The sequence below is a fragment of the Brucella sp. LJL56 genome (assembly GCF_054871705.1).
In genome coordinates this window covers 924,362-949,322 of record NZ_JBTXLQ010000001.1, presented here as the reverse complement: position 1 = coordinate 949,322, position 24,961 = coordinate 924,362, and the positions used below count along the sequence as shown (strand labels likewise).

The window sequence follows — 24,961 nt, the reverse complement described above, 5'->3', positions numbered from 1 at the left end:
GCCTTTTCCGGCAAAGAGACAGCGTGCCCGGCTTTTCAAGCCACTTGGGGTTTGCTTGCCGGTATCTGCCACAGGGATTTGAGAAGAGGATAGGGCTTTATGCGGCAAGGATCGAAATACCGCCCGCTTTATGGTTTGCTGCTCTCGCTTCTGGCGGGAATTGCGATCCCCGCAAGCGGTGCTTTCGCCAAAGCGACAACCGATCCTGCATCGCCTCCTGTCCGCGCCGGTTCGTTTGCCGGGGCCTATCTTGCCGGACGTACCGCCGAATCCGACAATAATCTCGCCACCGCCGTTGATTTTTATCGTCAGGCCATGGCGTTCGATCCGGGCAATGCGCAGATCAAGCAGGATTTGCTGCTGGTTTTGCTCACGGAAGGCCGGTTCAAGGATGCGCTGCCTCTGGCGGAAGAACTGAAGAACATCCCGGATATCGAGCGTTTTTCGCGCGTGGCTCTGGCTATAGACGCCATCAATCGCAAACAATATCGCAAGGTCGGGCCGCTTCTGATGCTGTCGCTGCAATCCGATATGGATCGCCTTGCAACCGGCTTCATGAATGCATGGGTGAAGGTCGGGCAGGGCAATCCCAAACAGGCGCTCGCCGACATACAGAAAATGCAGGGACCGGAATGGTACGGTTTGTTCCGCACCTATAATTCCGCGCTGATAGCCGATCTTGCCGGCCAGAAGCAGGAAGCACGTGATTTCTATCAGCAGGCTATCGATGATCGACCGGGCGGAAGTGCTGCGCCCGACACCTATGAGCGCATCGTGATGGCCTATGCCTCCTTCAAGCTCCGTCAGGGCGACAAGGAAGGCGCGATCAAGACGTTGAACGATGCAGCCGAGCTTCTGAACGGCCGCATGACGATCACCGAAATGCGCGAAAAGATCGAGGCGGGCGAGAAATATGGCCGCCTCATCAAAACCGCTCAGGAAGGCACTGCCGAAGCACTCTATACGCTGGGCACGGCGATCAACCGCAGCGGCGCGGAAGCTTTTGCGAAGCTTTATCTGCAGATGTCACTGCCGCTGCGTCCGGACAATGATGCAACGCTCTATCAGCTTGGCGATATTTCCGCCAAATTGCGCCAGCCGGGAAAGGCCATCGACTATTATGGCCGCGTGCCGGAGAAATCGCCTTATCGCCGCGATGCGGAAATGCAGCGCGCGCTCAATCTGGCTGAAAACGATCAGTCGGCGGAAGCCATCAAGCAGCTAAAAATTCTGCTCGATCGTGACAGGACCGACATGCGCACCTATCTGGCGCTCGGTGGCGTTTACGCGCAGGACAAGAATTTTGCCGATGCGGCAAAGATTTATGATGCTGCGGTGGGTGAGATCAAGATGCCGGAACGCAAGGATTGGCCGGTCTTTTATCAGCGCGGCATTGCCTATGAACGCCTGAAGCAATGGGACAAGGCGGAGCCAAATTTCCGCAAGGCGCTGGAGCTTTATCCCGACCAGCCGCAGGTGCTGAACTATCTTGGCTATTCCTGGGTCGACCGGGGTGAAAATCTCGATGAAGCGCTGGGCATGATCAAGAAAGCGGTCGAGCTGCGCCCGCAGGACGGCTATATTGTCGACTCGCTGGGCTGGGCCTATTACATGCTGGGCCGTTATGATGAAGCGGTGGTTGAACTGGAAAAGGCGGTCAAGCTTCGTCCGGAAGATCCGACGATCAACGACCATATGGGCGATGCCTATTGGCGTGTCGGGCGCCTTCTGGAAGCAACGTTCCAGTGGAACCATGCCATTGCAGGCAAGCCCGAGCCGGAAGATCTGGTCAAGATCGAGGAGAAGCTGAAGAAGGGGCTGGCATCTGATTCCAGCCATTCAGATGCCCGAACCCAAGACAAAGAATATAATTAACAACAAGTTCCGGCAAGAAACACCAGAGCACAATTCGATCGGAATGAAACGCGGATCGATAAGATCGTGCTTTAAAAGCCTTAGAGCGTCGATCTGATTCAATCAGATTGAAACGCGCTCTAAGTGACTTAGTGAAAAATATTATTACAGTTTAGCTTGTTGATTAGTAAAACTGGAGTTATGTGATTAAAGAGCAGCTTCTTCCAAGGTGTCTCGCGTACTTTTCTTTATAATTTTCAACATGCCGTGCTCCGCATCGTCCTCTGCACCTCTCTTTACACCTCTTGCTGCAGTATTGACTTCGGATGACGTTTCGCCCTCCCCGGTGCGTTCTCTCTTGGGCTTATAATCTTTCCACGGTTCCCGCTCGCTATCCCAAGGTGCCTCAACTTCCTTTCCTTCTTTCCAGAAATGAACATTTTTACCAATTTCGTTATCTCTGTTTCGATAGACATAGCGGAGTTCTCGCGACGTAACGCTTTGTCCTGGAGTAGTATCTTTATCGAGTACATTTTTTATATTAATATCGTCTAATATGAAGTGAGCTGGCTTTCCTTTTTCTGCGGCCCACTCTAAGCCACGTTTGCATTTTCTTGCAATGGTATGAGCCGCTTCCTTATCAGTTATATTAATCCATTTCCCCGTTAACGGATCTATTTCTATGTCCTTTATATCTGGATACTTTTCTATATTTTCAAAATTTGCTATAAATTCCTTGGAATCATCTGGAAAAAGTTTGCTTATGGCTCCCATATGATCGGCATCTGATTCATTAAATGGGTACTGGTCGATAGTGCCGAAATTATCAAAGATACTATTGAATATTCCATCATCATTATAGCGCTGTCTTGCGCCGCTAAGTCCGTAAACAAGATCTCCCTGCTGAAATGCGCGTCCTATCATGCCTGTTTTGCCTTTTATTTCTAATGTTAATCTGAACTCATATTATGGCGTGAAGTTAAATTTTCAAAAGCTGGCATTTTTCCAAGTAAATTCGCATTTATATGTGTCAGTTGACATGAGTGCCATTTGGGTCATCACACATCACGCTTGACCCTGCCGTGCTGACAAATTAGACCGGGCCATCATTTCAATTACAAGGCCCGACCCCGTGTCCAGTACGTTGCCAGCACATATGCATCCCACCCGTTCCTTTCAGGGTTTGATCCTGACGCTCCATAACTATTGGGCGGAACACGGTTGCGCCATTCTGCAGCCCTACGACATGGAAGTGGGTGCTGGTACGTTCCACCCGGCAACGACGCTGCGTTCGCTGGGGCCGAAGCCGTGGAAAGCGGCTTACGTGCAGCCGTCGCGCCGTCCGAAGGACGGCCGTTACGGTGAAAACCCGAACCGTCTCCAGCACTATTACCAGTATCAGGTCATCATCAAGCCGTCGCCACCGAACCTTCAGGACCTCTATCTCGGTTCCCTGCGCGCCATCGGTCTCGATCCGACGCTGCATGACGTGCGCTTCGTGGAAGACGACTGGGAAAGCCCGACACTTGGCGCATGGGGGCTGGGCTGGGAATGCTGGTGCGACGGTATGGAAGTGTCGCAGTTCACCTATTTCCAGCAGGTCTGCGGCATCGAATGCTCGCCGGTTTCCGGTGAGCTGACCTATGGTCTCGAACGCCTCGCCATGTATGTGCAGGGTGTGGACAATGTTTACGACCTCAACTTCAACGGCCTCGAAGGCGATGAAAAGGTCACCTATGGCGAGGTGTTCCTGCAGGCTGAGCAGGAATATTCCCGCTACAACTTTGAAATGGCCAATACCGAGGCTTTGCATCAGCATTTCATCGATGCCGAGCGCGAATGCGAGGCCATTCTGAAGGCTGGTGCGCCTGCTCCTGACGCCAATCATAAAATGCATAAGAGCGTTTTCCCGGCCTATGACCAGTGCATCAAGGCATCCCACGTGTTCAATTTGATGGATGCGCGCGGCGTGATCTCGGTCACCGAGCGCCAGAGCTATATTCTGCGCGTGCGCAATCTTGCGCGCCAGTGCGGCGAGGCATTCCTTTTGACGGATGCCGGTGGTTTCAATTTCAAGCGTGAGGGCGAGTAAAGAACATGCCTGATTTGTTGCTCGAACTCTTTTCCGAGGAAATTCCAGCCCGCATGCAGCGCAAGGCTGCCGGTGATCTGAAGAAGATGATTACCGATGGTCTGGTGGAAGCCGGTCTTACCTATGAAGCTGCGACCGCCTATTGGACGCCACGTCGCCTGACGCTCGATATTCGCGGCCTGACCGTACGTTCCAAGGACGTGCACGAAGACATCAAGGGCCCGTCGGTCACCGCTCCGGAACAGGCCATTCAGGGCTTTTTGCGCAAGGCCGGTCTGACGGATGTGGCGCAGGCTCATGTGCATTCCGATCCGAAGAAGGGCGATTTCTATGTCGCCCATCTGACGAGGCCGGGCCGCGCTGCCGAAGAGATCGTCGCCGAACTGGTGCCGCAGACGATCCGCAATTTCCCGTGGCCGAAATCCATGCGCTGGGGCGCGGCTTCGGCCAAGCCGGGCTCGCTTCGCTGGGTGCGCCCGCTGCAGTCGATCCTTTGCACCTTCGGTCCTGAAACCGAGGAAACCGTGGTTATCGATTTCGATGTCGATGGCATCAAGTCGGGCAATGTCACCTATGGCCATCGTTTCCTGAGCGATGGTCAGGCAATCAAGGTGCGCCGCTTCGAGGATTATGTCGAAAAACTCGAAAAGGCTTTCGTGGTTCTCGACGCCGAGCGCCGCAAGGAAATGATTTCGCAAGACGCGCATAATCTTGCTTTCGCTTCCGGCCTTGAGCTGGTCGAAGACGATGGGCTTCTGGAAGAGGTGTCCGGTCTGGTCGAATGGCCGGTTGTGCTGATGGGCGAGTTCGAGGAAGAATTCCTGGCCATTCCGCCGGAAGTCATCCGCCTCACCATCCGCGCCAACCAGAAGTGTTTCGTCACCCGCAAGCAGGGCGAAACGGAAGCGCTGTCGAACAAGTTTATTCTGGTGTCTAATATTGCAGCACGCGATGGCGGCTCAGAAATCGCCTATGGCAATGGCAAGGTGGTGCGCGCCCGCCTGTCGGATGCGCTCTATTTCTGGCATACTGATCAGCACGATCTGCCCGACCTCGACAAGCTGGCTGGCTCGGCGGAAAAATTCGGCCTCGATCTGAAAAAGCCGCTCGATCAGCGCATGGCGCGTCTGGATGCACTGAATGTGACCTTCCATGCGAAACTTGGCACGCAAGGGGCACGCGTTGAACGCATTCGCGAACTGGCTGCGCAGATTGCGCCTCTGGTCGGTGCCGATCCGAAGCTTGCTGCGCGCGCGGCAGTTCTGGCAAAGGCTGATCTGACCACGGAAGTTGTAGGCGAGTTCCCTGAGCTTCAGGGTGCGATGGGCCGCAAATATGCATTACTTCAGGGTGAAGATGAGGCCGTCGCCGCAGCAATTGAAGAACATTATAAGCCGCAAGGTCCATCCGATGTGGTGCCGAGGAACCCGGTTTCGGTTGCTGTTGCGCTTGCCGACAAGCTCGACACGCTGGTCGGATTTTGGGCGATCGACGAAAAGCCGACAGGTTCGAAAGACCCGTTTGCACTGCGTCGCGCAGCGCTTGGAATGATCCGTCTCCTGATGGAAAACGATATTCGTGTTGAGCTACAGCGGGTGATTGATAGTCATGTCGAACACCTTGCTAATCAGTTGGCGGATAATGGTGCTGCCGCAATTGCGAAGAAAAGTGCGGATGGGAGCATAACTATTTCGAGGTCTAGGGATAGACATCTCGCGGAAGAACACTCAGCGTTCCGCTTTGATCGTGCGATGATCAAAGAAGCATTGGCGAAAGGTGAGTTTGCAATTATTGATAGAGAGGATACCTTCGGACGTAATCGTCTGGACTGGAAGCCCCGTAAGCTCATCGTTTCTGATCTCCTGTCCTTCCTTCATGACCGTTTCAAGGTGCATCTGAAGGAAGAAGGCGCACGCTACGACGCTATCGACGCCGTGCTGTCGCCGGAAGCCGACAATCTGCTTTTGGTCGCGCGTCGTCTGGAAGCGCTGATCGTTTTCATCAATGAGGAAGACGGCAAGAACCTTCTGGCTGGCACCAAGCGCGCCGCCAACATTCTCGCTGCCGAGGAAAAGAAGGGCACCAAGGTTGCAGACAGCGTGAGCGCGTCTCTTCTTCGCGAAGCGGAAGAAAAGGCGCTGTTCGAAGCCGTCACTCTGGCTTCGCAAGATGCCGAGGCTGCCATTGCCCGTGAAGATTTCAACGGCGCGATGCTGGCACTCGCCAAGCTGCGCGGTCCCGTCGATACGTTCTTCGAAAAAGTGCTGGTCAACGACGAGGACGAGAATGTCCGCGCCAATCGTCTGGCATTGCTCGACCAGATTCGTGGGGCAACCGGCAAGGTGGCGGATTTCTCGAAAATCGCAGGCTGACTATTCGCGGTATGATAAGAAAATGGCGCCTTCGGGCGCCATTTTTGTTTATTTCAAACTGGGTCTGAGTTCGAGCGAACTGAGGTCGATTTCGTCGGATGCTCCGGCCCAGGCATCGCCAACGACGCGCACCGGCTTTGTGGGGTCAAAGTCTTCTGCTGGCGCGGCGGCTGGCTCAAGCAGATCGTCCGGAACGGGCTGGCCCTGCATGCGCGCCATATAGGCACGGGCGCGCTTGCGGCGGGCCTCAATTTCCTTCTGGACGTCTAGTTCGGCTGCCTGCTTTTGCGCGCAAGGACCGCAGACCGGCAGGCCGTTGGCGCCGATCTTGTCATAGCCGATATAATCGATGGAGCCGACCTGATAGGTTGATGGCGCGCGCTCACCTCCGTTTGCGGAAGCAATTGCGGGCAGTCCGATGGCCGTCAGCGAAATAGCGATAAATCGCGATAACATTATTCACCTCACGCATGAATAATATCATCTTGCCCTGAAAAACCTAACAAAACGCAATTTTTCATGCGCAATCATGATCGACTTGCCGCGATTGTGCCCGGATATGGTCCAAGCTTGCTTGCACCGGAGCCTGAGCTTGTGTAGGCAGAACGGGCTTAACTTGGGACGCCCGAGAGGCGGAAAACCAGTGTCCGATAGTATCAAATTCGATGATGAGGCAGTGCAGCACGCAGTAGAAGTGCTGCGGCGCGGTGGCCTCGTCGCCATTCCGACCGAAACCGTTTATGGCCTTGCCGCCGACGCTTCCAACGGCGAGGGCGTGGCGGGTATCTTTGCGGCCAAGGGGCGCCCTCAGTTCAACCCGCTGATTGCGCATGTGAGTGGCATCGCCATGGCCGAGCGCTATGTCACCTTCGACGCTTTGTCGCGTAAGCTGGCGGAAATGTTCTGGCCCGGCCCGCTGACCATCGTTCTGCCACTCAAGGCGCAGCAGGATACGGATCGTCCAATTCATCCTCTTGTGACCGCTGGACTTTCGACCCTTGCTATTCGTATGCCGCTTGGCCGTGTGCGCGATATCATCATTGGGCTTGATAGTCCGGTGGCAGCACCGAGCGCCAACACGTCGGGACGCATCAGCCCAACAAGCGCTCATGCGGTTGCTGACGATCTTGGCAACAAGCTTGACCTGATCCTCGATGCCGGACCTTGCGGCGTCGGGGTTGAATCCACAATCGTCAAGGTTGAGGGCGATAAAGTGCATCTGCTTCGTCCGGGTGGATTGGCTGCGGAAGAAATCGAAGCCGTCATCGGCGAGAAGCTTGTGCGAACGGACCACACGTCGGCAATTCAGGCACCGGGCATGATGGCGTCGCATTATGCGCCCGATGCGACGATGCGGCTCGATGCCGGCTCGGTGCTGCCGGGTGAAGCCCTGCTTGCCTTTGGCCCGCAGCGCGTGGCTGGTGCAGAAAGCGCCGCAACGATCATGAACCTGAGTGTCGGTGGCAATTTGCGCGAAGCAGCGGCCAATCTATTCGATTTCATGCGAAGGCTGGACGCGACAGGTGCCACCACCATCGCCGTCGAACCGATTCCCTTTGAAGGTCTTGGCGAAGCCATCAACGACCGTTTGAAACGCGCGGCGGCCCCGCGTTAACATCCTCCTATGTAAGAGACAGACTATGCTGGACACCGCTCTGATCGAACGTTTCTCCGCCATCGTGGGCGAAAAGAATGCGCTCACCGCGCCGGAAGATCTCGCCGCTTATCTCGTCGAGCAGCGCGATCTCTATCACGGTCGCACGCCGCTTGTTCTTCGTCCGGGTTCGACGGAAGAAGTCGCGGCCATCATGAAACTTGCCAGCGAGACGAAAACGCCTGTGGTGCCGCAGGGTGGCAATACGGGGCTTGTCGGCGGGCAGCAGCCCGATGAAAGCGGCGCGGCCATCATTCTTTCGCTGGGCCGCATGAACCGCATCCGCAATCTCGACACAGTCGGCAATCTGGTAACGCTTGAAGCCGGTGTGATCCTGAAGAACCTTCAGGAAGCTGCTGAAAAAGCTGGTCGCCTGTTTCCGTTGTCACTGGGTGCCGAAGGCTCGTGCCAGATCGGCGGCAATCTTGGTTCCAACGCTGGTGGTACGGCAGTGCTTGCCTATGGCAATATGCGCGAGCTTTGCCTTGGCCTCGAAGTCGTGCTGCCAACGGGCGAGATTCTCAACGATCTGCGCTATGTGAAGAAGGACAATACCGGCTACGACCTGAAAGACCTTTTTGTTGGCTCGGAAGGCACGCTCGGCGTCATCACGGCTGCAGTACTGAAAATCTTCCCGCAGCCGAAGGGCAAAGGCGTGGCCTATGCGGGCCTGCGCAATCCGGAAGACGTGCTGCGCCTGTTTCAGCTTGCAACGGAACATGCAGGCCCATCGCTGACCGGCTTCGAGTTGATGCCGCGCGTCGGAGTGGAATTCACCGTGCGTCACGTCGATGGCGTGCGCGATCCGCTCGAAAGCCCGCATGACTGGTATGTGTTGGTCGATATTTCCTCTACCCGTTCGGAAGAAGATGCGCGCACGACGCTGGAAACGATCCTGACCGAAGCCTTCGAGAGCGATATTATTCAGGATGCGGCCATCGCCGAAAGCGTGGCACAGGCACAGTCCTTCTGGAAAATGCGTGAAGAAATGTCCTGGGCACAGAAGCCGGAGGGCGGCTCGATCAAGCACGATATTTCCGTGCCGGTTGCTTCCATCCCCGCCTTCATTCACGAAGCCAATGCAGCGACGCTGGAAATAATTCCCGGTGCGCGCATCGTCTGCTTCGGCCATATCGGCGACGGCAACCTGCACTACAACGTTTCGCAGCCGGTCGGTGCCGACAAGGAAGCATTCCTTGCGCGCTGGCACGAACTGAACCACCGTATTCACACGATCGTCGCGAGCTATACGGGTTCGATTTCGGCTGAACATGGCATTGGTCAATTGAAGCGGGAAGAACTGGCTTTCTTCAAGCAGGATGTCGCGCTCGACCTGATGCGCCGCATCAAGTCCGCCTTCGATCCGGCAGGCATCATGAACCCCGGCAAGGTTCTGTAGAAGTATCGCTATTTAATCGAGCAAGGCGGGGCGGTATTAACCGCCCGTTTGTTTTAGTAAACACTTCTTCAGAAGAATTTCCGAATTCTTACACCTGGTTGCAATCTGCTAACCAAAGGAAAAGGCAGGAAAAAGTTAACCCAACTCATTAAGCCCATCGGTAATAAACCGCGCCTATTCTCCATCTCAACGAAGAGCAAAAAGCTCGACAAAGGGAAGTCGGAATAACCGGCTCTCAAAAATAAAAAGACAGAGAGACAGAGGCGTCGAAAATGATGAGCAAGGGACTGAAGCCCGATTGGGCAGGACGGGAATTGCGGCTTGATCCGTTTCACTTTCCGCAGGTTGTGAGCTATGCGACCCACGACGGGAGCAGCGACGTTACCTTCACCATCAACGAGCGCGGCGCGGTGATCCGGCAGGTTCTGCCTTCAAGCGGCCTGCCCATGTCGATCGCTCTCCCGGCCAACGCATTTGTCGGCGTTGCCGCTCGTGCGGTGGAAGATGAGTTCGGCGAAATCACGGTGACGCTGGAGCTGATGCATGAAGACCCGCAGCTTTCCGTTCCTCTGCTTGTCGCACATGATCTGACCGACGTTGCCGCCGACTGGCGCGCCTGGGCTGCAAGCTTCAATCTGCCGATGATGCTGGTCGAGGAAGACGGTGTCGCTCGACCGCTTTACGAAAGCACAGGTGCGGTCCGCACCAGCCAGCCGCAGGCTCGTCGTCAGGGACAAGAGCCGCGTCGTCGCCGTCCGCGTTTTCTCGCTCGCCGCAAGACCGGCACGCTTGGCGTCCGTCTGGTGATCTCCGGCAAGGAAATCATCGCTCGTAATTGAATCAGAAAGGCTCGCCCGATAAAAGGCGATCCCTTCAAAAAGACCTTGGCTGACCTCCAAAAAGCCCCCGAACGTCTTGGGGCGCATCCCGAAAAGTGGAAACCGGTTTTCGGAAAAGGTGCGCCCGGAAAAGAAGACGTTCGGGTTTATTTTTTTCGGCTGAGAAATGCCATGACGGCCTCGCGGGCTTCATCCGAGGTAAGCCGTTCAGCGAAATGTTTGGCCTCACGTGCAATACGTTCGGAAACTTTTTCAGCCGGCATGCGCATCAGGGCGCGGGCGATCTGCATGGCCTGCGGCGGCTTGGCAGCGATTTCCTCCGCTGCCTTCAACACTTCAGTTTCCAGCGCATCGTCAGCAACAATCTGATAGACGATCCCGGCTTCCTTTGCGGCTTCCGCGGTAAATCCATGACCGAGCGCCAAGAGCGCAAATGCCTTCTGGTGTCCCATCAACGGTGGTGCCAGCAGGCTGGAAGCTGCTTCCGGCACGAGGCCGAGATCGACGAACGGCGTGCGGAACAAGGCGCGCGACGTTGCAAATGTCAGATCGCAATGCAGGTGGATGGTCGTGCCGATGCCGATGGCAAGGCCGTCGACGCCGGAAACGATAGGTTTCTTCGCGCTGGAAAGAGCGCCCAGAAAATCCAGAATGTCGTTGCCGAGATCGCCGCCCGACGCAGCAGCCATGAAATCCTGCATGTCATTGCCGGATGAGAATGCACCCGGACTCCCAAGAAACACATGCACACGCACCGCGTCATCGGCATCGCCGTCCGCGAGCGCCTTTGCCATGGTCGCATACATGGCGCGGGTGATGGCGTTCTTCTTGTCGGCACGGTTGAAGCGGATGATCTGGATCGCGCCTTTGCGTTCGATCAGGATATGTTCGCTCATGCTCACGCCTCCAGCGCGGATTTGGCGGCGGCAAGGCTTGCCGCGCCGGTGATGACGGTGTCCTTCAGGGACGATACTTCGGCGAGCATGTTTTCAGCGAAGAAGCGGCTCAGCACTGCGCGCCCGCTATCGTCGCCTGCAAGCGCTGCGCGCGCGAGATAGGCGCCGCCGGAAACGAGCGACAAAAGCCGCTGATAAGGCGTGGCTCCGGCAAGGGCTGCCTCGATCTGTCCTTCCGCAATCGCCCTTTGCAGCCAGTCCGTGGCTTCGCGAGCTTCGCTGATAGTCTTGGAAAGGCGTACGCCGGTTTCGCCGAGTTCCGGACGATTGGAAGCGGTGGCTTTGTCGGCGTCTTCCTGCAATTCTGCAAGGAAACCCTTGATATGTTCACCGTTCCCAAGCGGCAGCTTGCGCGCCACGAGGTCGATGGCCTGAATGCCGTTGGTGCCTTCGTAGATCGGGGTGATGCGGGCATCGCGCAGCAATTGTGCAGCGCCCGTCTCTTCGATGAAGCCCATGCCACCATGAATCTGGATGCCCAGCGAAGCGACGTCCACACCTGCATCGGTCGCGAAGCTCTTGGCAAGCGGTGTCAGCAAACCGGCACGATCCGACCAGAACTGCTGGTCCGCACCGTCCGTCGCATGGCTCATGTCGATGGCATGAGCGCAGGAATAGGTGATCGAACGGGCAACCTGCGTCAGCGCCTTCATCGTCAGCAACATGCGTTGCACGTCGGGGTGTTCGATGATCGGGCTCATGCCGTCTTTCGGGTTTGCACCAATGGCGCGGCCCTGCTTGCGTTCCTTGGCATAGGCAAGGGCCTGCTGATAGGCAGCTTCGGCAACGCCGACACCCTGAATGCCGACGAGCAGGCGGGCATTGTTCATCATCGTGAACATGCAGGCTAACCCACGGTTTTCCTCGCCGATCAGGTAGCCGACTGCCCCCTGTTCCTCACCTTTCACGAAACCATCGCCATAGATCATGGTGCAAGTCGGCGAGGCGTGGATGCCCATCTTGTGCTCAAGGCCCGAGCAGAAGAGATCGTTGCGGCGACCGAGCGAACCGTCATCGTTCACGAGGAACTTCGGTACAAGGAAAAGCGAAATACCCTTTGTCCCGGCAGGTGCATCGGGCAGGCGGGCCAGTACCAGATGCACGATATTGTCGGTCAGGTCATGCTCGCCATAGGTGATGAAAATCTTGCTTCCGAAGATGCGGTAGCTGCCGTCATCGGCGCGTTCCGCACGGGTGCGAAGGACACCAAGATCGGAGCCGGCGTGTGGTTCGGTCAGGTTCATGGTGCCCATCCACTCGCCGCTGATGAGCTTTTCGAGATAGATGTCCTTCAATTCCTTGGAGGCGTGTTTCTCGACTGCTTCGACGGCACCCATGGTCAGCGTCGGAGCGATGGCGAAAGCCAGCGTGCCGGAATTCCACATTTCGCTTACTGCCACCGACATCATCGTGGGCAGGCCCTGACCGCCATATTCCGGCGTGCCGGTCAGCGAGTTCCAGCCGCCTTCGATCCAGTCGCGATATAGCTCTTTCCAGCCCGGCGCGGTGGTGACAACGCCGTCCTTGACGGTCGCGCCGTGCTTGTCGCCGGTGATGCGCAGAGGCTCGACGCGCTCTGAGGCAAACTTGCCGGCTTCTTCCAGAATGGCGGCGGCAAGATCGGCGGAAAATTCAGGGAAGCGGTTGTCGTCGAGGGCTTTCTCCAGCCCCGCAACCTTCATCAGCGTATGGGAAATTTCAGAAACCGGCGCGCGATACATCTTTCCTCCGAATATGTTTCGCGGACTTCTCCTCGGAAGCCCGCCCTGCGCCGGTGCTTCATGCAATCCGGCTGGAGCCAATTTGGCTGTTCAATACAAGAGCTATCGGCTTATTACGTAAACGTCAATATTATGCAGCGGCTTCACAGCCATTTGTATGGAGATGGACAAACTAGGCATTATCCGCCTGTGAGGACCGAAACTTGGCCGTTGCAGATTGCTGTCGAGGCTATTTTTTGTCGGCTTGGTTTTCCCGTTCCACGGCACGCCAACCGATATCGGAGCGGTAAAAACCTTCCGGCCAGTCGATGAGCTTCACGGCTTCATAAGCGCGCGCCTGTGCTTCGGCGACCGTGTCGGCAATGGCGGTGATGTTGAGCACGCGGCCTCCGTTGGCAACGATGCTGCCGTCCTTCTCCGCCGTTCCCGCGTGGAAGAGCTTGACGCCATCAATGCCTTCAAGCTTGTCGAGATCGCGGATGACGCTGCCCTTCTTCACATTGGACGGATAGCCTTCCGCAGCCATCACCACCGTCAGCACAGGCTGGTCTTTCCAATCGAGCGAAACCTGATCCAGCTTGCCATCCACGGCGGCATTGATGAGCGCGAGCAGGTCGCTGTTGAGGCGCATCATCAGTACCTGGCATTCCGGGTCACCGAAACGGGTGTTGTATTCGATGAGCTTCGGGCCGTCCTTGCCGATCATCAGGCCGAGGAACAGGATGCCAGAGAACGGTGCGCCGATTTCGGCCATGCCGCGCATTGTGGGTTCGATCAGTTTGCGCATGGTGCGTTCGACGATTTCAGGCGTCATGACCGGAGCCGGGGCATAAGCACCCATGCCGCCGGTATTCGGACCGGTGTCGCCGTCGCCGACACGCTTGTGGTCCTGCGCCGAGCCGAGCGGCAAGGCGGTCTTGCCGTCGCAGATGCAGAAGAAGCTTGCTTCTTCGCCGTCCAGAAACTCTTCGACCACCACTTCGGCACCGGCGGAACCGAACGCGCCTTCGAAACAGGCATCCACGGCGTCGAGCGCTTCATCGAGCGTCATTGCAACAACCACGCCCTTGCCTGCGGCAAGCCCGTCGGCCTTGACGACGATGGGCGCACCCTGCTGACGGATATAGGCCTTGGCCTTGGGCGCATTGTTGAAACGGCCATATGCACCGGTTGGAATATCGAAGCGTGCGCAAAGATCTTTCGTAAAGCCCTTCGATCCCTCAAGCTGTGCCGCAGCCTTGGAGGGGCCGAACACACGGATACCTTCGGCGCGCATTTCGTCTGAGAGGCCAGCCACGAGCGGCGCTTCGGGCCCAACCACCACGAGATCGATCTTCTTGTCCTTGGCGAAGGCGATCAAAGCCTGATGATCATCGACGCTGATGTCCACCAGTTCCGCGATCGTCGCAATGCCCGGATTGCCGGGCGCGCAATAGAGCTTTTCGAGCAGGGGAGACGCGGCAAGTTTCCATGCCAAGGCGTGCTCGCGTCCACCGGAACCGATCAACAGAACTTTCATGCCTTGCTCCCTGCTCTTGAGATAAGTAAACACTTACTTACATCGGCTCTCTATTGCCCATCGCACACGCGGGCAAGGGCAGGCTCGCGTTTTTTGCAGAAAAAGCGGGCAGAGTCGTTCAGTTTCGAGAAAGCAGACGATGATGCAGCAACCACAGGTCAATCCAGAGGCCAACCCGCAGGTCAACTCTGGCATCCAGTCCCGCGATGCGCGCGGGCGGGTGAAGGACGCTCCATCCGGCCATTGGGTTTATCGTGTCTTGCCGCATTGGCTGTGGCCCTATGCGCAGCTCGCGCGCTGGGATCGTCCGATTGGCTGGCAGCTTCTGTTGTGGCCGTGCTGGTGGTCGGCTGCTCTCGTGGCAGGTGCAGGCGCCAAGCCGGGCGATGGGGCCTGGGCCGTCATGCCTTCGATTTGGCATCTCGTTTTGTTTCTGGTCGGCGCCATTGCCATGCGCGGCTCCGGCTGCACCTATAACGATCTTGTCGATCAGGATATTGACGACAAGGTGGACCGCACGCGCTCAAGACCGCTGCCTTCGGGGCAGGTGACGCGCGGTCAGGCCAAGCTTTTTCTGGTCTTGCAGGCGCTGGTCGGTCTCGTAGTGGTGCTGCAGTTCAACTGGTTTTCCATCGGGCTTGGCATTTTCTCGCTTCTGATCGTTGCTGCCTATCCTTTCATGAAGCGCATTACCAACTGGCCGCAATTCGTGCTTGGCCTTGCTTTCTCATGGGGCGCACTCATGGGCTGGGCTGCGGTGGAAGGCTCGCTCAGCCTCGCACCGGTGCTGCTCTATATCGGCGCGATCCTCTGGACGATCGGCTATGATACGATCTATGCGCATCAGGACAAGGAAGACGATGCGCTGGTGGGCGTGCGTTCCACGGCGCGCCTGTTCGGCAAGCACACCAAGACGGCGCTGATGATCCTTTATGGTGGTGCTATCGGCTTCTTCGCAGCGGCTTTCGCCGTGGCGCAGGTGCCGATGCCAGCACTTGCCGGATTGCTTGCGGCAGGCGTGCATCTCTACCGCCAGATCATTGTGCTCGATATAGACAATCCCGATCAGTGCCTGAAACTGTTCAAATCCAACAACATTGTGGGCTGGCTGATTTTCCTCGGGCTTGTTCTCGGAAGCCCCTGGGTGGCGGTCAAGCCGCTGGTATAAAGAAGAAGGCCACCGTTTCCGGTGGCCTTTTTGTTGGTGGGTTACGGATAGAGCCGTTCCTTGTTCCAGTCGCCCTCCGGTGTCGGGCGTGTAAACAGCACCCGGTCATGCAGGCGGAAGGCTCTGTCATGCCAGAATTCAATCGAAACGGGGCGAATGCGGAAGCCCGACCAGTAGGACGGGCGTGGAATGTCGCCGATGGCATATTTCGCAGTATATTCCGCAACGGCCTTTTCCAGTGCGAAGCGGCTTTCCAGCGGGCGTGATTGCTTGGACGCCCAGGCACCGATGCGGCTGCCACGCGGGCGGGAAGCGTAATAGGCATCGGCCTCGGCATCGCTGACTTTCTCCACCGCGCCGCGCACGCGCACCTGACGGCGCAGCGTCTTCCAATGGAAGCACATCGCGGCTTTTTCCGCCGACAGAATTTCCTTGCCTTTGGTGCTTTCATAATTGGTGTAGAAAACGAACCCCTGTTCGTCGAAATCCTTCAGCAGCACCATGCGCACATTGGGCAAGCCATCGGGATCGACGGTTGCCAGTGCGACCGCGTTGGGATCGTTCGGTTCGCTTTCTTTGGCGTCGACCAGCCAATCGGCAAAGAGTTTGAATGGTTGGGAGGATTCGGTGAAGTCGTCGCTTGCGTTTGTCATTTTGGGTAATTCAACAGCCTGTCGGAAAATCGCGGCTCATCCCGCAAAGGAATCCCCGCCAAAGAAACCCCAATGGGGCGTGTCGGGACGGAGCTTCTTCGATAACCGGCATTTTGTCCATGACTTTACCGGGATGCGTCGTCGCAGGAGCCAATCCAGCTTTACTTAGAGGGCAACTTCTTGTAGGGCGCCGATCAAGGTAGGGGCCATGCCAGAACTCGATTTCCTGACGCTTTATATTGTAATCTTCTTAAATTCGCTGACGGTTTGCATAATCTGGACCGCCATCGCTTTATCTTATCGTAAATTCCGGCCTGCAAGGATCTGGCTTCTCTCAACCGCGCTAATGCTGGTCGGAGGCTTCGTTCTGTCACTGCAAGGAAATGAAGGCGCGTTCTGGCCTGCGGTCATCGGCAATACGATCATCATCTACGGCTTCTGCCTTGCCTTTGTCGGAACGCGTTATTTTTACGGCGAAAAAGGCGGCTGGCGGATGGCGCTGGGCATATCGCTGGCAAGTTTCGCCGTGATGGCTGCATTTCATTCGAGCTGGCAGGGACGCAATATCGCCTATGCGGTCGGACAGTCAGTGCCTATGGTGATGACTGTTGTTTACTTGGCGCGGCAGAAGAGCATCGGTCTGGGCGGCCAGATTGCGATCATGGCGTTCTTGCTCGGCATTATCGGGCACGCCATCGAAACCTCTCTGAACATTGCCGCATGGCTGGGGGAGTTCGATCAGTCGCTCTACTTTACCATCGAAAGCTATGCGCTTGTCTGTGTGATCTATAGCGGCGTGATATGGAACTTTGGCTTCATCGTCATGGCAATGAACCGTCTGCATGGCGATATGGCCAAGGTCGCCGAAACCGACGAACTGACCGGACTTCCGAACCGCCGTCATTTCATGAAAAGGCTGACGAGGGCCGAACTGGCCTTCAGCGAAGATGGCACAGCCTATAGCGTCCTGCTGATCGATATCGATAATTTCAAGCAATGGAACGACACATACGGCCATGCGCTGGGCGATCAGGCACTTGCACATTTTGCCGATGTTGCAGCCGACATACTGGATCGACGTGGCGTACTGGCGCGCATTGGGGGCGACGAATTTTCGGTTCTGCTTCCCAAGATGCTCGAGCGGGAAGCGACCGGGATCGCGCGCGAAATCGTTGCCGCAATCAACGACGCACCGCTTGTATTCAACGGTCAGAAGCTCGCCATGACCGTCAGCATCGGCATAGCAGGCGAGGAAGCTGGCAACGAGACGAGTGACCTCGACGTTTTCGCCCGGGCCGATCTTGCGCTTTACAAGGTCAAGCAGGCGGGCCGAAACGGCTACGCCACCCGCACAACAACAGTGAATGCGCCCCTTTCTCTTTCTCGCGGAAGACAGCCGGTGGCCACAGAAAACCGGGAACATCGTTTGACGGCTGAATAAAGTAGGGAGTTGGGCGTTGTGCTCTGATTCCGATTTGTTTACCTTCCCGGCACACTGCTTGTTAACTCAAGTTCATCCATAATCCCTGCATCTTTAGCGTGTAGAAATAAGGGAATAGCGTTGGCTGTCGAGACGCTTCGCCACAAAGACAATCACTGGAACCTGAGTTGTGGCACCAATGCGCTGCGCAAGGTGGCGATTGGCATATGCGTGCTCTCGCTTGCCGGTTGCGCCATGGGTGGTGTGAGCATCGAAAAAGCTGCTCCCGATTCTTCCACGATCACCGGATCAGTAACGCAGCCGCAACCGGTGGAAACCGATACCGGCAAGCTTTCCGATCAATCCGCTATAAAGAACGTTGTTTCCGCACTCAATTTCATGGAATGGGGCAAAAAGCCTGTACCATGGGCCAACCCCGAAACGGGCAGCCAGGGCACGATCACGACGATTGCCGAGAACAGCAAGAACAATCAGCTTTGCCGCGAGTTCGAAACCTCGCGTGAAGCTTTTGACGGTGTTTCCATTTATCGCGGCGAGACTTGCATGCAGCGTGGCGGTCAATGGACGGTGACTTCTTTCGCTCCGATCTGAGTGTCAGATCCAAAACCGCCTGTCCTCCTGCCGCTTTTTGATCTGGGCACGGAAAAGAAAAGCTCGGTCTGACTGGAACTTTTCCGGCCGGATGCGCATATTATGGGCAACGAATCCTATGTATCTCACAGTATTTTCCTGAAAGAGGAACTATATGCGCGATCCCTATACCGTGCTGGGCGTCGCCAAAACGGCGAAGCCCGAAGAAATAAAATCGGCTTTTCGCAAACTGGCCAAAAAGCACCATCCGGATCAGAACAAGGACGATCCGAAGGCGCAGGAGCACTTTGCAGAACTGAACCAGGCCTATGAAATTCTGGGTGACAAGGACAAGCGTGGACAATTCGACCGTGGCGAAATCGATGCCGAAGGCAAGCCCGCGTTTCAGGGTTTCACCGGCGGGCAAGGTTTCGGCGGCAGTCACGGCGACCCGTTTGCCGGTTTCAGGCAAGGTGGCGGCGGCAATGGCCATTTCGAATTTCGTTCAGGGCCCGGTGGCTCTCAGCAAGGCGGCTTTGGCGGCGCGGAAGATATTCTGAACGATCTTTTCGGCGGCGCTTTTGGTGGAGGCGCCCGCGCTGGCGGTGCGCGTCAGCGTGGCCCGGCCAAGGGAGCCGACCTTTCGGCATCAATCGATATTACGCTGGAACAGGCGGTCGGTGCGGAAAAGGTCGAGGCGATCTTTCCGAACGGCAAGCATCTGAAGATCAAACTGCCGAAATTCATCGAAGACGGGCAGACCATCCGCCTGAAAGGGCAGGGCGAACCGTCGATGGGCGGGACAGCGGGTGATGCGCTCGTTACGATTCACTTCAAGGCGCATCCGCGGTTTCGACTGGAAGGACGCGACGTTCATATAGATCTGCCGGTTGAACTTGCCGACGCCGTTCTTGGTGGCAAGCAGGAAGTCGAAACACTCGATGGACGGATTGCAGTGAAAATACCGGCCTGGTCGAGTTCTGATCGTGTGCTGCGCCTGAAAGAAAAAGGCCTTCCGCTGAAAGCTGGCGGACGCGGTGACCTGTACGTGCATGTGCGGATCATGCTGCCGGAAGGCGGCGACAAGGAACTGGAGGAATTCCTGCAAAAGCGCAAAGTTGCTTAACTTCATATTCAATCGGTTCAAGCCGGGTGTTGTCTCTTTGCGGCAGTAAAGTGACAATGCCCGGCTTTTTCACTGCAATTGCTTGAAGGAGAGCCGAGCCTGTGCGATAGGGCAAGAAGTTAATTGTTTCAATGAGGACCCCTAATGACCGCACAGTCAGGTTTGTTGCAGGGCAAGCGTGGATTGATTCTGGGCGTCGCCAACAACCGCTCCATTGCATGGGGTATTGCCAAGGCCGCTCGCGATGCAGGCGCAGAGCTCGCATTCACCTATCAGGGCGATGCATTGAAGAAGCGGGTCGAACCGCTGGCTGAAGAACTTGGCGCATTCGTTGCCGGACATTGCGATGTGGCTGATGCTGCCAGCATTGATGCTGTTTTCGAAACGCTTGAAAAGAAGTGGGGCAAGCTTGACTTCGTCGTGCACGCCATCGGCTTTTCCGACAAGGATGAGCTGACAGGCCGTTATGTCGATACGTCGGAAGCCAATTTCACCAATACGATGCTGATCTCGGTCTATTCGCTGACAGCGATTTCTCGCCGGGCGGAAAAGCTGATGGCGGATGGCGGATCGATCCTGACGCTGACCTATTACGGCGCCGAGAAGGTCATGCCGAATTACAACGTCATGGGCGTGGCTAAGGCCGCTCTCGAAGCAAGCGTGAAATATCTGGCTGTCGATCTTGGCCCGCAGAACATTCGTGTCAACGCAATCTCGGCTGGCCCGATCAAGACGCTTGCCGCTTCGGGCATCGGCGACTTCCGCTACATCCTGAAGTGGAACGAATACAATGCGCCGTTGCGCCGTACCGTCACCATCGAGGAAGTGGGCGATGTCGGCCTTTATTTCCTTTCCGATCTGTCTCGCTCGGTGACCGGCGAAGTCCATCACGCGGATAGCGGCTATCATGTCATCGGCATGAAGGCGGTTGACGCTCCGGATATTTCGGTCGTGAAAGACTGAAGCAGCGAATACAAAATCCCGAAAAGTTGACCGGCTTTTCGGGATTTTTCTTTGTCTTTTCCGATGCGGGAAAGTTATCCAGATTATTCATTGACGACAGATAGAGGTAGGGCTGTGGCTCGGGAGATCATCTACTTTTCGCGTCACGGTGAGACGGACTGGAATGTTTCGCAGCGCATTCAGGGACAGCTCGATATCGATATCAACGATAATGGGCGCAGCCAGGCCGATCGCAACGGCGACATGCTGAAATCGCTGATCGGTGACGGCGCAGGCTTTGACTTCGTTGCAAGTCCGCTACGCCGCACCCGCGAGACGATGGAGCGCATTCGTCTGCGCATGGGGCTCGACCCGTACGAATACCGCACCGACCCGCAGCTCATGGAAGTCAATTTCGGTGACTGGCAGGGTTTCATGATGGAAGACATTGCCAAGGAGCGCGAAGACCTTCTGGAAGCACGCGCCCGCGACAAGTGGAATTTCGTGCCGCCGGGTACAACCGCCGAAAGCTATATGGGCCTTTCGCGCCGTATCGGGCGCTGGGTGGAAGCCGTGGAATGGCCGACCGTCTGCGTAACGCATGGCGGCTGCATCCGCACGCTGTTTTACCTTTATGGCGATATGGATGGCCATGCCGCTGCCAATCTTTCCATTCCGCAGGACAAGATTCTGAAGTTCGAAAACGGCAAGCTTGAGTGGGTTTGAATGCGGACATGAACTGAGCGGCTCAAGTGCCGCTCTTTCTTCTTCCGGGATAAGGCTCTGAGCTTACGGCGCTTCCTGAATGTCGGTAATGAAGCGCGTGCTGTCGACCATATCGTAGATGATGAGGACTTTCATGCCCTTGTTGATCGCGCTGTAATCGAACTCGCCGGGCAGCTTGTATGTCTGGCCATCATCCAGCGTTATGGTTTCGCTGTCCTTGTTGATGCCGGTGATCTTGCCTTCGGCATCGTCTGCCATCGCCACTGTCGAGAAGAGCGACGCTACGATGAGAATTAATCCGACCAGATAATGCATGACTTTCCGTTCCTTTGGTTGTGCCTCGGGTTGGGTTGTCGCCTGACCGATTCGACACGATTGTCGCTACTAGGTGTTTCAGTGCCTTGTGCCCTATATCCCACAATGTAGCGTGCGGAATGTGTCAAAAAAAATGCCGGATATCGATCTTCAGAAGGAAATTTTACGTCACGGGGGAGCTTGATTTGACCGGCGTCAAAAAGCTCAATAAAACCGGGCCGTAAAGTAGCTGCTCTCTCCTTGACCTGCTCCGGACAAGGACAATTTATTCAGGCGTCGCGCATGTCTCACAATAGTTTCGGTCATCTGTTCCGCGTAACCACCTGGGGCGAAAGCCACGGTCTGGCGCTCGGTTGCGTTGTTGACGGCTGCCCGCCCGGTATCACGTTCACGGAAGCTGAAATTCAGGCTTATCTCGACAAGCGCAAGCCCGGCCAGTCCAAATATACGACGCAGCGCCGCGAACCCGATCAGGTACGCGTGCTTTCCGGTGTTCTTCTGGGCGACGACGGCGTCACCATGACGACGACCGGTACGCCGATCTCGATGATGATCGAGAACACCGATCAGCGCTCGAAGGATTATGGCGAGATTGCCCGCCAGTATCGTCCAGGCCATGCCGACTATACTTATGACGTCAAATACGGCATTCGCGACTATCGCGGCGGCGGGCGTTCGTCGGCGCGCGAAACGGCGGCCCGTGTTGCAGCCGGTGCCATCGCGCGCAAGGTCGTGCCGGGGCTGGAAGTCAAGGGCGCGCTGGTCGCCATGGGCGTGCACGGTATCGACCGCCGCCGCTGGAACTGGTCCGAAGTGGACAACAATCCTTTCTTCTCGCCGGATGCAGGGTCGGTCGAGCTGTTTGCGGATTATCTCGATGGCATTCGCAAGAGCGGATCGTCGGTTGGCGCGGTCATCGAGATCGTTGCCGAAGGCGTGCCTGCTGGTATCGGAGCGCCGATCTACGGCAAGCTCGATCAGGATATTGCCAGCCTGCTGATGTCGATCAATGCCGTGAAAGGTGTGGAAATCGGCAACGGTTTCGGGGCTGCCCGTCTCACCGGCGAGGAGAACGCCGACGAAATGCGCATGGGTAATGATGGCAAGCCGTTGTTCCTGTCCAATCATGCCGGCGGCATTCTCGGAGGCATTGCGACCGGCGCGCCGGTGGTGGCGCGCTTTGCGGTCAAGCCGACCTCATCGATCCTGACCCCGCGTCGCTCCATCGACAAGGACGGCAAGGAAGTGGATGTGATGACCAAGGGCCGTCACGATCCATGTGTGGGTATTCGCGCCGTTCCGATCGGTGAGGCGATGGTGGCTTGCGCGATTGCCGATCATTATCTGCGTCACCGCGGCCAGACCGGCCGCGTCTGACTAACTTGGGGCCAAACTGGCCGCGTTTGATTGAATTAGGCCGGATTGGCCATATCTGACCGACGATAGGGCCGTTGGTTGCCTGACATATAGAGGTCGAAATGAGCTATAATCAGAAACAGGTCGTTGATGCGCTTCGCGCTTTTGAACGCGGCGAAATCGTTGTGGTCATGGATGATGACGGGCGCGAGAATGAAGGCGACCTGATCGTTGCCGCCGTGCATTGTACGCCGGAAAAGATGGCCTTCATCGTACGCCACACATCCGGCATCGTCTGCACCCCGATGACCCGCGATGAAGCCAAGCGCCTCAACCTCGCACCGATGGTTGCCGAAAATGAATCTGCCCACACGACAGCGTTCACTGTAACGGTCGATTACCGTCATGGCACGACGACCGGCATTTCGGCGGAAGATCGCACATTGACCGTGCGCAATCTGGCGAACCCCAATGCTGGCGCTTCGGACTTTGTGCGTCCCGGCCATATTTTCCCGCTGGTTGCCCGCGAGGGTGGCGTCTTGATGCGTTCCGGCCATACGGAAGCTGCTGTCGATCTCTGCAAGCTCGCAAACCTGCCGCCCATCGGCGTCATCTGCGAGCTGGTCAATGATGACGGTTCCGTCATGCGTGGCCCGGACGTGAAGGCCTTTGCCGAAAAGCACACGCTGCATCGGGTCACGGTTGCCGACCTCATCGCCTATCGCCAGCGTAAGGAAACTTTGGTCAAGCGCGTTGGCGACGCGCCGGTCAAGACCTGTGCAGGTGCGGCCCATGCCTACACCTACGAACTGCCATGGGAACCCATGCAGCACGTGGCAGTCGTGTTCGGCGATATCCGTGACGGCGAGGAAGTGCCGGTCCGTCTGCATCGCGAAGACGTGCTGAACGATGTTTTCGGCAAGGGTGGCAGCAATCTTGATGCCATCATGGATAAGATGGGCAAGGAAGGCCGGGGCGTGCTGGTTTATCTACGCGAAGGCTCTGTCGGCGTACGCGCGGATCACCACGACACTCGCGCGCGCGATGTGATCCAGAGCGACCATGAAAGTCATGCCGAAGCGGTTGCCCGCGAGGAAGAGTGGCGTCAGATCGGCCTCGGAGCACAGATATTGAAGGATCTCGGCATTACGTCGATTGTGCTTCTGGCGTCGCGCGAGCGTCACTATGTCGGCCTTGAAGGCTTCGGCATCCACATCGCGCGAACGGAAATCATCTAATCTCAATTCAGACGGAGCTGGCGCATGGTCGTCATGGCCATGTGCCGGTGAGATGCTATAGTGAATCTATGACGACACGGCTTTACTGGCATCCGATCTATCTTGAACACCTGACCCCGCCCGGCCATCCCGAGCGCCCGGATCGTATCCGGGCGTTGATGAGTGAACTGGAGGGGCCCGATTTCTATCGGCTCGACCGGGTAGAGGCCCCGCGCGCCGACGAGGCAGCCGTGCTTCTTGCGCATCCTGAAAAACATCTTGAAGCCATACGCGCCGGCATACCGGAGCCTGCTTCGGACGAGGAAGCTCCGCCGCTCGTGGTGAAGCTCGACGGCGACACCTATGTCAGTCCGAAAAGCATGGATGCCGCACTGACGGCCATCGGTGCTGCGACGGCGGCGGTTGACGATGTATTTTCCGGCGCTGCGAACAATGTGTTCGTTGCTGCCCGTCCGCCTGGACATCATGCCGAGCGTTCCACCGCGATGGGCTTTTGCCTGTTCAACAATATTGCGATTGCAGCCCGCCATGCGCAGCGCCATCATGGCGCTGAACGCGTTGCAATCGTGGATTGGGATGTCCATCACGGCAACGGGACGCAGGATATTTTCAAGGACGATCCAAGCGTCCTGTTCTGTTCGACGCATCAATTTCCCCTTTATCCCGGCACAGGGGCGAAGGATGAAACCGGCGTCGGCAACATTTTCAATGCGCCGCTTTCCCCCGATACGGGGAGCCGTGAATTCCGCGAGGCATTTAATAGTCGTGTATTGCCCGCTTTGGACAATTTCCGGCCAGATTTGATCCTTATTTCGGCGGGCTTCGATGCTCATTTTCGCGACCCGCTGGCCGAGCTCAATCTCGACGAAGCGGATTTTGACTGGGCGACAGGCAAACTCATGGAACGGGCGGAAAGGTTCTGCGATCACCGGCTAGTGAGTGTGCTTGAAGGTGGATATGATCTAGAGGGCTTGTCGCAGTCCGCGTCTACGCATATTACGCGGCTGTTGAAAGGATGAA

The 24,961-nt window shown here is 56.7% G+C and carries 22 protein-coding genes; 15 read left to right on the top strand and 7 right to left on the bottom strand.

From position 1 onward, the window contains the following. The first annotated feature begins 99 nt into the window (after positions 1-99). Positions 100-1,875, top strand: a complete 1,776-nt coding sequence (locus tag ACYSN1_RS04660) for a tetratricopeptide repeat protein (RefSeq protein WP_461724598.1) — start codon at positions 100-102, stop codon at positions 1,873-1,875. Positions 1,876-2,061: 186 nt separating this feature from the next. Here ACYSN1_RS04660 and ACYSN1_RS04655 read toward each other — a convergent pair whose 3' ends face one another. Then, on the bottom strand, positions 2,062-2,778 hold the full coding sequence (locus tag ACYSN1_RS04655; RefSeq protein WP_461724597.1) for a hypothetical protein: 717 nt from the start codon (positions 2,776-2,778) through the stop codon (positions 2,062-2,064). Positions 2,779-3,010: 232 nt separating this feature from the next. On the opposite strand from ACYSN1_RS04655, the gene ACYSN1_RS04650 reads away from it, so the two are divergent. Together ACYSN1_RS04650 and glyS are read left to right on the top strand one after the other, a co-directional pair. Continuing rightward, entirely contained in the window at positions 3,011-3,946 is a 936-nt protein-coding gene (locus ACYSN1_RS04650; protein ID WP_061345098.1) for a glycine--tRNA ligase subunit alpha, read from the top strand. Between the two features lie 5 nt (positions 3,947-3,951). After that, positions 3,952-6,318: a glycine--tRNA ligase subunit beta gene (glyS, locus tag ACYSN1_RS04645; RefSeq protein ID WP_461724596.1), complete on the top strand. Its 2,367-nt coding sequence runs from the start codon at positions 3,952-3,954 to the stop codon at positions 6,316-6,318. A 48-nt stretch (positions 6,319-6,366) separates the two neighbouring features. Here the strand turns inward: glyS and ACYSN1_RS04640 are convergent, their stop codons facing one another. Further along, complete coding sequence (locus ACYSN1_RS04640) at positions 6,367-6,774, bottom strand: hypothetical protein (RefSeq protein ID WP_461724595.1); 408 nt, start codon at positions 6,772-6,774, stop codon at positions 6,367-6,369. 187 nt (positions 6,775-6,961) lie between these two features. Here ACYSN1_RS04640 and ACYSN1_RS04635 point away from each other — a divergent pair, with 187 nt between their 5' ends. The 3 genes from ACYSN1_RS04635 to ACYSN1_RS04625 all read left to right on the top strand — a co-directional run bounded on the left by ACYSN1_RS04635 (position 6,962) and on the right by ACYSN1_RS04625 (position 10,210). Next, positions 6,962-7,933 carry an L-threonylcarbamoyladenylate synthase gene (locus ACYSN1_RS04635; protein ID WP_461724594.1) on the top strand — a complete coding sequence of 324 codons (972 nt, stop codon included), beginning with the start codon at positions 6,962-6,964 and terminating at the stop codon, positions 7,931-7,933. A 25-nt stretch (positions 7,934-7,958) separates the two neighbouring features. Further along, a complete protein-coding gene (locus tag ACYSN1_RS04630) occupies positions 7,959-9,371 on the top strand; it encodes an FAD-binding oxidoreductase (RefSeq protein ID WP_461724593.1) in 1,413 nt (470 codons plus the stop codon). Between the two features lie 272 nt (positions 9,372-9,643). Further along, a complete protein-coding gene (locus ACYSN1_RS04625; RefSeq protein ID WP_010658347.1) occupies positions 9,644-10,210 on the top strand; it encodes a DUF6101 family protein in 567 nt (188 codons plus the stop codon). 146 nt (positions 10,211-10,356) lie between these two features. On the opposite strand, the gene ACYSN1_RS04620 is transcribed toward ACYSN1_RS04625, so the two are convergent. The 3 genes from ACYSN1_RS04620 to purD all read right to left on the bottom strand — a co-directional run bounded on the left by ACYSN1_RS04620 (position 10,357) and on the right by purD (position 14,406). Further along, positions 10,357-11,106: a crotonase/enoyl-CoA hydratase family protein gene (locus tag ACYSN1_RS04620; protein WP_461724592.1), complete on the bottom strand. Its 750-nt coding sequence runs from the start codon at positions 11,104-11,106 to the stop codon at positions 10,357-10,359. Positions 11,107-11,108: 2 nt separating this feature from the next. Then, positions 11,109-12,887, bottom strand: a complete 1,779-nt coding sequence (locus ACYSN1_RS04615; RefSeq protein ID WP_461724591.1) for an acyl-CoA dehydrogenase — start codon at positions 12,885-12,887, stop codon at positions 11,109-11,111. Between the two features lie 229 nt (positions 12,888-13,116). Continuing rightward, positions 13,117-14,406 carry a phosphoribosylamine--glycine ligase gene (gene purD / locus ACYSN1_RS04610; protein WP_461724590.1) on the bottom strand — a complete coding sequence of 430 codons (1,290 nt, stop codon included), beginning with the start codon at positions 14,404-14,406 and terminating at the stop codon, positions 13,117-13,119. 142 nt (positions 14,407-14,548) lie between these two features. Here purD and ubiA point away from each other — a divergent pair, with 142 nt between their 5' ends. After that, on the top strand, positions 14,549-15,574 hold the full coding sequence (ubiA, locus tag ACYSN1_RS04605) for a 4-hydroxybenzoate octaprenyltransferase (RefSeq protein WP_461725277.1): 1,026 nt from the start codon (positions 14,549-14,551) through the stop codon (positions 15,572-15,574). A gap of 41 nt (positions 15,575-15,615) precedes the next feature. Here the strand turns inward: ubiA and pdxH are convergent, their stop codons facing one another. Then, positions 15,616-16,227 carry a pyridoxamine 5'-phosphate oxidase gene (gene pdxH / locus ACYSN1_RS04600; RefSeq protein WP_140020054.1) on the bottom strand — a complete coding sequence of 204 codons (612 nt, stop codon included), beginning with the start codon at positions 16,225-16,227 and terminating at the stop codon, positions 15,616-15,618. 208 nt (positions 16,228-16,435) lie between these two features. On the opposite strand from pdxH, the gene ACYSN1_RS04595 reads away from it, so the two are divergent. From ACYSN1_RS04595 to ACYSN1_RS04575, 5 genes are all read left to right on the top strand, one after another. After that, the gene (locus tag ACYSN1_RS04595) at positions 16,436-17,668 is read left to right on the top strand and encodes a GGDEF domain-containing protein (protein ID WP_461724589.1); all 1,233 of its coding nucleotides are present in this window, start codon (positions 16,436-16,438) and stop codon (positions 17,666-17,668) included. A 162-nt stretch (positions 17,669-17,830) separates the two neighbouring features. After that, positions 17,831-18,259: an RT0821/Lpp0805 family surface protein gene (locus tag ACYSN1_RS04590; protein ID WP_461725276.1), complete on the top strand. Its 429-nt coding sequence runs from the start codon at positions 17,831-17,833 to the stop codon at positions 18,257-18,259. A gap of 154 nt (positions 18,260-18,413) precedes the next feature. Beyond that, complete coding sequence (locus ACYSN1_RS04585) at positions 18,414-19,364, top strand: DnaJ C-terminal domain-containing protein (RefSeq protein WP_140020052.1); 951 nt, start codon at positions 18,414-18,416, stop codon at positions 19,362-19,364. A 144-nt stretch (positions 19,365-19,508) separates the two neighbouring features. Further along, complete coding sequence (fabI, locus tag ACYSN1_RS04580) at positions 19,509-20,327, top strand: enoyl-ACP reductase FabI (RefSeq protein WP_006466187.1); 819 nt, start codon at positions 19,509-19,511, stop codon at positions 20,325-20,327. A 114-nt stretch (positions 20,328-20,441) separates the two neighbouring features. After that, complete coding sequence (locus ACYSN1_RS04575) at positions 20,442-21,032, top strand: histidine phosphatase family protein (RefSeq protein WP_461724588.1); 591 nt, start codon at positions 20,442-20,444, stop codon at positions 21,030-21,032. A gap of 63 nt (positions 21,033-21,095) precedes the next feature. On the opposite strand, the gene ACYSN1_RS04570 is transcribed toward ACYSN1_RS04575, so the two are convergent. After that, positions 21,096-21,347, bottom strand: coding sequence for a DUF1344 domain-containing protein (locus ACYSN1_RS04570; protein WP_010658359.1), 252 nt, complete (start codon positions 21,345-21,347; stop codon positions 21,096-21,098). 282 nt (positions 21,348-21,629) lie between these two features. Here ACYSN1_RS04570 and aroC point away from each other — a divergent pair, with 282 nt between their 5' ends. The 3 genes from aroC to ACYSN1_RS04555 all read left to right on the top strand — a co-directional run bounded on the left by aroC (position 21,630) and on the right by ACYSN1_RS04555 (position 24,960). Beyond that, positions 21,630-22,724 (top strand): chorismate synthase, encoded by a 1,095-nt coding sequence (gene aroC / locus ACYSN1_RS04565; protein ID WP_461724587.1) that lies wholly within the window; start codon positions 21,630-21,632, stop codon positions 22,722-22,724. A 101-nt stretch (positions 22,725-22,825) separates the two neighbouring features. Continuing rightward, positions 22,826-23,941 (top strand): 3,4-dihydroxy-2-butanone-4-phosphate synthase, encoded by a 1,116-nt coding sequence (ribB, locus tag ACYSN1_RS04560; protein WP_461724586.1) that lies wholly within the window; start codon positions 22,826-22,828, stop codon positions 23,939-23,941. A gap of 68 nt (positions 23,942-24,009) precedes the next feature. Then, positions 24,010-24,960: a histone deacetylase family protein gene (locus ACYSN1_RS04555; protein ID WP_461724585.1), complete on the top strand. Its 951-nt coding sequence runs from the start codon at positions 24,010-24,012 to the stop codon at positions 24,958-24,960. The last annotated feature ends 1 nt before the right edge of the window (position 24,961 follow it).